Source organism: Rhodopila globiformis, assembly GCF_002937115.1.
GTDB lineage: Bacteria > Pseudomonadota > Alphaproteobacteria > Acetobacterales > Acetobacteraceae > Rhodopila > Rhodopila globiformis.
The window spans coordinates 1-7,861 of sequence record NZ_NHRY01000079.1 but is presented as its reverse complement, the minus strand read 5'-3'; the positions used below and the strand labels follow the sequence as shown (position 1 = coordinate 7,861).

General features: G+C 72.0%; 2 protein-coding genes. Both read right to left on the bottom strand.

Features of this window, described 5'->3' with window-relative positions:
- Nucleotides 1-10 precede the first annotated feature (10 nt).
- Nucleotides 11-3,586, bottom strand: coding sequence for an MASE1 domain-containing protein (locus CCS01_RS08985; protein WP_158258303.1), 3,576 nt, complete (start codon nt 3,584-3,586; stop codon nt 11-13).
- A 64-nt stretch (nt 3,587-3,650) separates the two neighbouring features.
- Nucleotides 3,651-7,076 carry a PAS domain S-box protein gene (locus CCS01_RS08980; RefSeq protein WP_146101628.1) on the bottom strand — a complete coding sequence of 1,142 codons (3,426 nt, stop codon included), beginning with the start codon at nt 7,074-7,076 and terminating at the stop codon, nt 3,651-3,653.
- Between the last annotated feature and the right edge of the window lie 785 nt (nt 7,077-7,861).

Here is a 7,861-nt window from a genome sequence, read left to right as displayed (position 1 = left end):
CCCCGCCCCGCTACGCCGGGACCTCCAGCAAGGCCGCGATTTCAGCCTCCAGCGCTGTCACCGACGCCGGCTTCCGGACCATCGCGAACGGCCCGCCGCCGACCGCGTCGCGCAGAGCCGCAGGCGGCGCGCCGCCCGCATGGCCCGTGATGAGCACGGCCGGCAGCCGCGGGCGCCGTCGCCGCGTTTCGCGGATCAGCGCAAGCCCGTCCATGCTCCCGGGCATCGACAGGTCGGTCACCAGCACGTCGGCAGCGATACCCGAGTCGATACGCGCCAGGGCGCTCGCCGCGTCCTCGGCTTCCGTCACCGCATGGCCCTGGTCCGCCAGGGCTTCGGCGAGCACCGTCCGCACCCCATCCTCGTCGTCCACCAGCAGCATCGCCAGCCTCCGCCGCCCGGGCGCCTGTTCCGGACCGGCCGCCACGCCCGCCGCCGCCCCATCGGCCGGTGCCCAAGGCAGCCACAGCGACACCGTCGTCCCCTGCCCCACCCGGCTCTCGATCGAAAGCGCGCCGCCGGACTGCTGCGCGAAGCCGTGCGCCATGGCGAGACCCAGGCCGGTGCCCTTGCCTCTCGCCTTCGTGGTGAAGAATGGTTCGGTCACGCGCGCCAGCACGTCCGACGACATGCCCTCGCCGTCATCCATGATCCACAGCCGGACATAGTCCCCGGCGGCGAGATCGCCCGGCCGCGCGGCGGCCGCCTCGGCGCCAAGCGTGATGGTTCCGTGTCCGCCCGGCAGCGCATCGCGGGCGTTGTTCGCCAGGTTGACCAGCACCGCCTCCAGCTGGCCGGCGTCGGCAAGCAGCGCCGGCACGCCCGGCCGGCACGCCACCGACAGGGTGACGGACGGCCCAAGTGTGTGATGCAGAAGCTGGGCCAGGTCCTTCAGCAGGCTCGCCGCATCAACCGGCGTCGCCACCAGTTCGCTGCGGCGGGAGAACGAAAGCAGGCGGCTGGTCACCGCGGCGCCCCGTTCCGTCGCGTCCGCCGCCATCGCCAGCAGGCGCTCCGCCGCCTCGGGGTCCGAGGCGAGCCGCCGGGACGCCAGGCCGACGCTGCCCTGCACCGTTTGCAGCACGTTGTTGAAGTCGTGCGCAATGCCGCCGGCCAGCCGCCCGAGCGCCTCCATTTTCGCCGCCTGCGCCAGGCGAGCCTCGGTCGCGCGCAGCGCGGCGGTGCGGTCCGCCACCAGGCGCTCCAGCTCCAGCTTGTCCCGCGCCAGCACCGCTTCCGCCGCGCGTTGCGCGGTGACGTCGATGACGGTGCCGAGCACGCGCACCGCCTGGCCGGCGTCGAAGAAGACCCGGCCCTTGGCGGCGACGTGACGCTCCACGCCGTCACCGATGCCGATGATCCGGTACTGGGTGTCGTAGCCGCCGCCGGTGACCGGATCGAGCGCCGCGGCACGCAGTTCCTCCTGGCATGCGGCATCGTCGGGATGCACGCCGCGGCGGATGATGTCCATGGTGACCGGCACATCAGCCGGCAGCGCCCATATCGCGCGCAGGCGCTCGTCCCAGTGGATTTCGCCGCGGCGCAGGTCGTAGTCGAAAATCCCCACCTGCCCGATGTCGGTCGCCAGCCGCAGCCGCGTCTCGCTCTCGGCCAGGGCCCGGTCGGCCCGCAGCCGCTCGACGGCTTGCCAGGTGCGGGCCAGGGTTTCCCGCGCCAGCACGATTTGCGCGTCGGTCCAGGCCCGCGGCGCGGCATCGCCGGCAAGCAGCACCGCGCGCAGGCACCCATCGCGCATCAGCGGAACACATAGGCAGGCCCGGGATCCGAGCGTGCCGAAATACCGCTGCGCGTCCAACTGGTTCGCGGTGCGGGGATCGGTCGCGACGTCGTCCAGGACGAGCGCCTGTCCCCGCAACAGCAGCGCCAGGCCGGCGGCGCCCATGTCGGCAAGCCGGTGCTGGCCAGTGCCGGCCGGCATGCCGTCCCCGCGCCATTCGCCGACAACCAGGCCGTGTTGATCGTCCGGCTGCCATTCGCCGACGCTGACACGCCCGGCGCCAAGCGCGTGGCCCAGCGCCAGGCACGCAGCGGCGACGGCGTCCCGGCCGGTCGAGGCCGCGCGCAGATGCTCCGCGAGACCCAGCAGGTAGCGGTTCAGGTCCTCATGCGCCCGGCGCGCCTCGTCCGCCCGCCGCTGCGCGCTGATGTCGCGAATGGTGCCGAGGATGCGCACCACGCGGCGTCCGCCTGGCGCGGCCGGATCGGGTTCGAAGAAGGCCCGGCCCAGGGCGGCGGTCCACAGCACCGTCCCGTCGGGATGGCGCACGCGGTACGCGCACACATAATCATCGTCCGCCACAGTCGGATCGGTTGCACGGACGACGCCGGCCTCCGCTGCCGCCCGGTCCTCCGGCACGATGCGCCCGGCCCACAGCGCGTAGTCCACGGCCGCATCGGGCGGCAGGCCGAACAGCACCTTGCAGCGGGCATCCCAGATCAGGCTGCCGGAGCCCTGCCCGATCTCCCAGCGCCAGGTGCCGAGATCGCCCGCGTCCAGCGCGAGGCGAAACGCCGCCGCCTGGTCGGCCAGCGCGGCCGTGCGCGCCGCCACCGTCGCCTCCAGGCCGGCATTGGCCCGCGCCAGTCCGGCCACGGCATCGCGGCGTTCGGCGGTCGTCGCGGCGAGCAACTGCGTCACCGCCGCGGTGATGAACAGGTACATCTGCAACAGCACCGCCAGCTTGATGGGCGGAAGGCCCAGCCCGGCATAGGCGCCGAAGCCGAGGGCGGTGCCGGACGTGGCGACCAGGCCGAGCAGCGCCGCGCAGAGCATGGCCCGCACCGGCGCCAGCCGCAGGGCCGCCCAGATCAGCGGCAGAAAGGTGAGAAAGGGCGGCAGCAGCGGCAGGGTCGGATGAAACGGTGAGCCGGGCTGCCAGAAGCTGAAGCCGCCACCCGCAACCGCGAGAGCAAATACCAGGATCGTTTCCGCCCACCCGGCCGTCGCACCGGCGGAATCCGGCTGGTCCCCGGTCCTTGCGGCCGCAAGCACCGGTGGCGCGACAACCAGGGTGCCGAGCACGCCCGCGGCCCACCACATCGGCCAGGTCGGCAGGAACCGGGCACTCGTCACCATGCTGACCGCCGCGGCGCTCAGCGTGGCGCCGACGGCCGGCGCGAGCAGCGCGCCGCAGCCAAGGATCAACGTATCGCGCAATCGTTGCCCGGGCGCGATCCCGTGCGCCCCCTTGCGCGCGAGATACCGGACCAGCATGGCACCCGCGACGGCCTGGCCGGCGCTGGCCGCGGCGAGACCAGCGGCAAGCGCGGGCGGCCTGCCCAGGACCAGGACGGCGGCGGGGACCTGCACGGCAGCGGCCGCGGCGACCAGGACCATCCAGCCTCGTGCCGGCACCAGCAGCAGCGCCGCCAGGTACACGCCGGCGGCGGGCCAGACCGTGGCGGCCGCCGAGGGCCGGAGCGAGAGCCCGCTGCCCAGCAGCACGGCGCCGAGGTACACCAGGGCGAACAGCACGACCATGGGCGCCGCCGGCAGGCTGCCGGCCAATGCGGCGCGCGCCTCGGCGCTGGCGGGCGGTTGTCGTTTCCTGTGCGATGGTTTCACAGCGCTTCCTGTCCGGCCCGGCATTCTGCACGCACCTGGACGGATTTTCACGCCTTATGGTGAGTCATCCAGGCCCGGACACCGCTTTTTCCCGATGCGTTGTCTCCAGGCCCGCCTCGATGCGCGCCGCCAGAGCCTCGGCCGAGATCGGCTTGCGGACCAGCGTGAAGGCGTTGCCGGCCGCCAGGGTGGCGCGTTCGCCGACATAGCCGGTCAACAGGAAGCAGCGCAGCCCCGGGCGCAGCGCCAGCGCCTTGTGGATGGTCGTGACGCCATCCATCTCCGGCATCGACAGGTCGCTCACCAGGGCGTCCACCGCTGCATCCGCCTGGAGCAGAGCAATGGCCTCGGCGCCGTTCGAGGCCATCACGATGCCGAAGCCGAGATCTTCCAGCTGCGCCGCCAGGGTTTCGCGCACCATGTCGTCGTCATCGACCAGCAGCACGCGGGCCGAGGTATCGAGCGCCGCTTTGCGATGCGTCTGGCCGGGCGCCCCGGCGTGCGCGTCCCCGGCCTGTGGCAGCCACAGCGTCACCGTGGTTCCCACGCCCGGCGTGCTGGCGATCGTCAGCGCCCCGCCGGATTGCTCGGCAAACGCCTTGACCATCGGCAGCCCAAGCCCGGTGCCCTGGCCGGCCGGCTTGGTGGTGAAGAACGCCTCGGTCGCCTGCGCCAGGGTCGCGGCGTCCATGCCGGCACCGGTGTCGGTCACGCTCAGCCGCACGTAGGCGCCCGCCGGCAGCCCTGTCGGACGATCTGCGTCATCGGCGACCGAAGCGGCCTCCGCCGCCAGCGTCAGCGTGCCGCCCTGCGGCATGGCGTCCCGCGCGTTGGTGCCCAGGTTGAGCAGCGCCGTCTCCAGCTGCCCGCGATCCGCCACCAGCGGCGGCACGCCCGGCGGCACGACGCACTGCACCGAGATCATCGTGCCCAGCGTATGCGCCAGCACCTCGCGGATGTTGCCCAGCAGGTCCGCGGCCGGCAGCACCTCGGTGCGCATTTCGCCGCGCCGGGCGAAGGACAGCAGCCGCTGCGTGATCGAGCCGCCGCGCGCTGTCGCGTCGATCGCCATGCGGGCCAGCCGCCTTGTCCGCTCGACATCCTCCGGCCGCCGCTCGATCAGCGTCGCGGCGCCCTCGACCGCCTGCAGGATGTTGTTGAAGTCGTGCGCGATGCCGCTGGCAAGCTGGCCGAGCGCCTGCACCTTCTGCGCCTGCACCAGCTGGGCCGCCAGGTTGCGCTGCTCGGTGATGTCGCGCCCTTCGGGGATGATCCAGACGATCCGGCCGGCGGCGTCGCGCACCGGCTTGAGCGAAAAGTCGATCCACAGGCCGCGCCCGCCGGCGCCGACGATCCGGGCATCGCGGCGGATCACCGCGCCTTGTGCCGCTTCCGCGATTTCCTGGCGCAGCCGGCCGCGCTCGGTTTCCGGCCACCAGCCAAGCTCCCAGAACGGCCGGCCCACAACGCGCTGATGGCTCACGTCCCCGGTTTCCAGCGCGGTGCGGTTCGCTTCGAGCACGGTGCCGTCAGGCGCGAGCAGGCCGATGATCTGCATCTGCGAATCAAAGATCGCGCGGAACCGCGCCTCGGCCTCGGCCAGCGCCGCGGTGCGCTCGGCCACCCGGCGTTCCAGTTCCGCCGTGCGGGAGGCCTGTTCCTCGCGCGCCGCGACAATCTCGGTGATGTCCTGCTGCGCGCTGATCAGGCGCAGCGGCTGGCCGTCGTCGTTGAAGAACGCCTCGCCGCGCATGGCGATCCAGCGCACCGCCCCATCGGTGCGGCGGATGCGGAACTCGGTCGCCAGCGGCTCGCCGCCCGCCTTCAGGGCGCCGATTTCAGCTGTCACCCTGTCCCGGTCGTCCGGATGCAGGAAGCCAAGCCATTCCGCTTCCGTGATCTGTGTTATGCCCGGCGGCAGGCCATAGAGCGTAACATAGGCGGCGGACACGATGCCGGTGGCTTCGGGCAGCCTGAGATCGACATAGGCGATGCCGCCGACCTGCTGCACCAGCCGCAGCCGGGCTTCGTTGGTGCGCAGGTCCGCTTCGGCCTGCTTGCGCGCCGTGGCGTCGCGGACGATGCCGGTCAGGTAGCACTGGCCGCCGGCATCGAACGAGGCGACCGACAGGTCGATGAGGAACGTCGAGCCGTCGCGCCGCGCCGCCGTCAGTTCCCGCCCCGGCATGCCGATCACCCTCGGCTGCCCGCCGCTGCCGCGCCTGGTGAGATAGGATGTGTACCGCGCCGCGTCGGTTGCGTTCATCAGCACGCCGAGGTCGTGGCCGACCAGTTCCTCGGCCACGTCATAGCCGAACATGCGCAGCGCCGCGCGGTTGACCGAGGTGATCCGGCCGTCGGCGCGGGCGACGATGATGCCTTCTGCGGCGGAGTCCACGATCGAGTGAAGTTCCGCCTGGCTTTCGCGCAGCGCCGCCTCGGCTTCGTCCCGGTTGCGGAACGCCGCGGCCAGCGAAACCGCGGTGGCGTCGGCCTCCCGCAGGCCGAGCGAGAAACGATCCGCTTGGGGAACGCCCTCCATGGCCGCGATGTCCGCCAGGGCGCGGATCGGGCGGGCGATGCGCGCCGCGAGGAGGCTGGCCAGGGCCAGCGCCGCCAGCAGCAGCAGGGCCGAAAGCCCGAGCGTCAGGCCAAGCGCCCACCACAGCGGCGCATAGAACGCCGCGCGGGGGATGCCGACGGCGACGCTCCAGCCCGACGGACCGGGACGGCTCCAGGCGGAGAGCAGGGGCGTCCCTTCCAGCGAGGTCGTGTCCGCGACGCCGCTCTCCCCCGCCAACAGCACGGGCAGGAAAGTCGGCGAAGTCGGCTTTCCGACAAAACGTTCCGGGTTCGGCATGCGGGCGACGGCGACGCCATGCCGATCGAGCACCGAAACGACCCATCCGGGTGGCGGGTTCTGCCGCTGGATCGCCGCCTCGAAGGCCTGGGGCGCGGGGGTCAGCGCCAGCACCAGGCTGACGCTGCCGTCGGCGCGTTTGACGGGGACATCGACGGAAACGACCGGACGGTGCTGGGCGGCGGACGGGAACACGTCGGAAATAACCGGCGCGCCGGTCGCGAACACCTGGCGCAGGCTGTCCTGTTGCCGGCGGACCGGCAGCGGCGCCCCGGGCGGCAGTGCCAGGTTCATCACCTCCTGGCCGTCCTCGCGCAGCAGCACGATGGTGCCGCCGGGATCATCGCGCGCCAGCAGCGCCGCCGCCCGGCCGCGGAACGCCGCCAGGTCGCCGTCCGCGAGGTCGCGGGACGCGGCCAGCATCTGCAGCACCGCGACGCGCATGTGCAGCTCGCCCTCGACGGTCAGCGCCAGGCCATGCGCCACCGCCTCGGCCCGCTGGGCGGCGTGATCGCGGTCAGCGAGGTATTTCGTGCAGACGACGCCGGCGCTCAGCAGCACCAGCGGCACCGCGACGACCGCGACGAGCTGATAGAGACGCAGGCGCAGCGACGGCGGACGAGGCCTCATGCACATCCGCCGCGTGCATCGGGGCTGCGGCGCGGCGGGCAGCTTTGCTGGTGTTGCTGCGAGGCTTGAAGCCGCGACGTAACAGTATCAGCGGGCGTCGGGTCACCTGCCACGCCAGTCTCCGCGTTGCGAATGATGGACGAGGTGCCTGACCCGCTTCGGGTTCGCATCCTTTGGCTGGAGCGTGGTGATCATGAAGGGCACATAAATCCGGGTACGTTCAGAATGGGCGGGTCGGGTAACCGGATGCAAGCACTTTTTGCGGCCGGAGGCGAAACTATTCGCCGGAAGCCGTACGTTTCGCGACACGATGCGCGGGGTCTGTTTCATGAATCGACGCATGGAGGCAGCAGTGTTGCGTTCGGTGTCACAGGCGACGGACAGGGCCGCAGGCTGCGCCACCAGGCGGCAGGACCGGGATTCGCGGAGCCTGCGGCCGCATTGGCCCGGCCTCGATCGCCGTGCCCAGCGCATCAGGGCCACGATGGAAGCGATCATTCCGCATCAAGCCATTCGTGAGCCCGGCCGGGCAGTCCCCATATGCGCTAACTTTGGCGGCCGTGCGCGGCAATCCGTTCGGCCGCCATGACGTGGTGACAACGGCCGTGCCACCGGCCGCCTAAGGTAAATATCCCCCGGCAGAGCCGGGGGCTTTATAGTGTTGGCCGCTCAAAGCGGCCGGGCGGGTCGCTGACGCGGCCCGTTGAGTGTGAGCCGCTCAAAGCGGCAAGCGGGACCGCTAACGCGGTCCCGGGTTCAGTTGGCCACTAAAGTGGCCGGTTCAG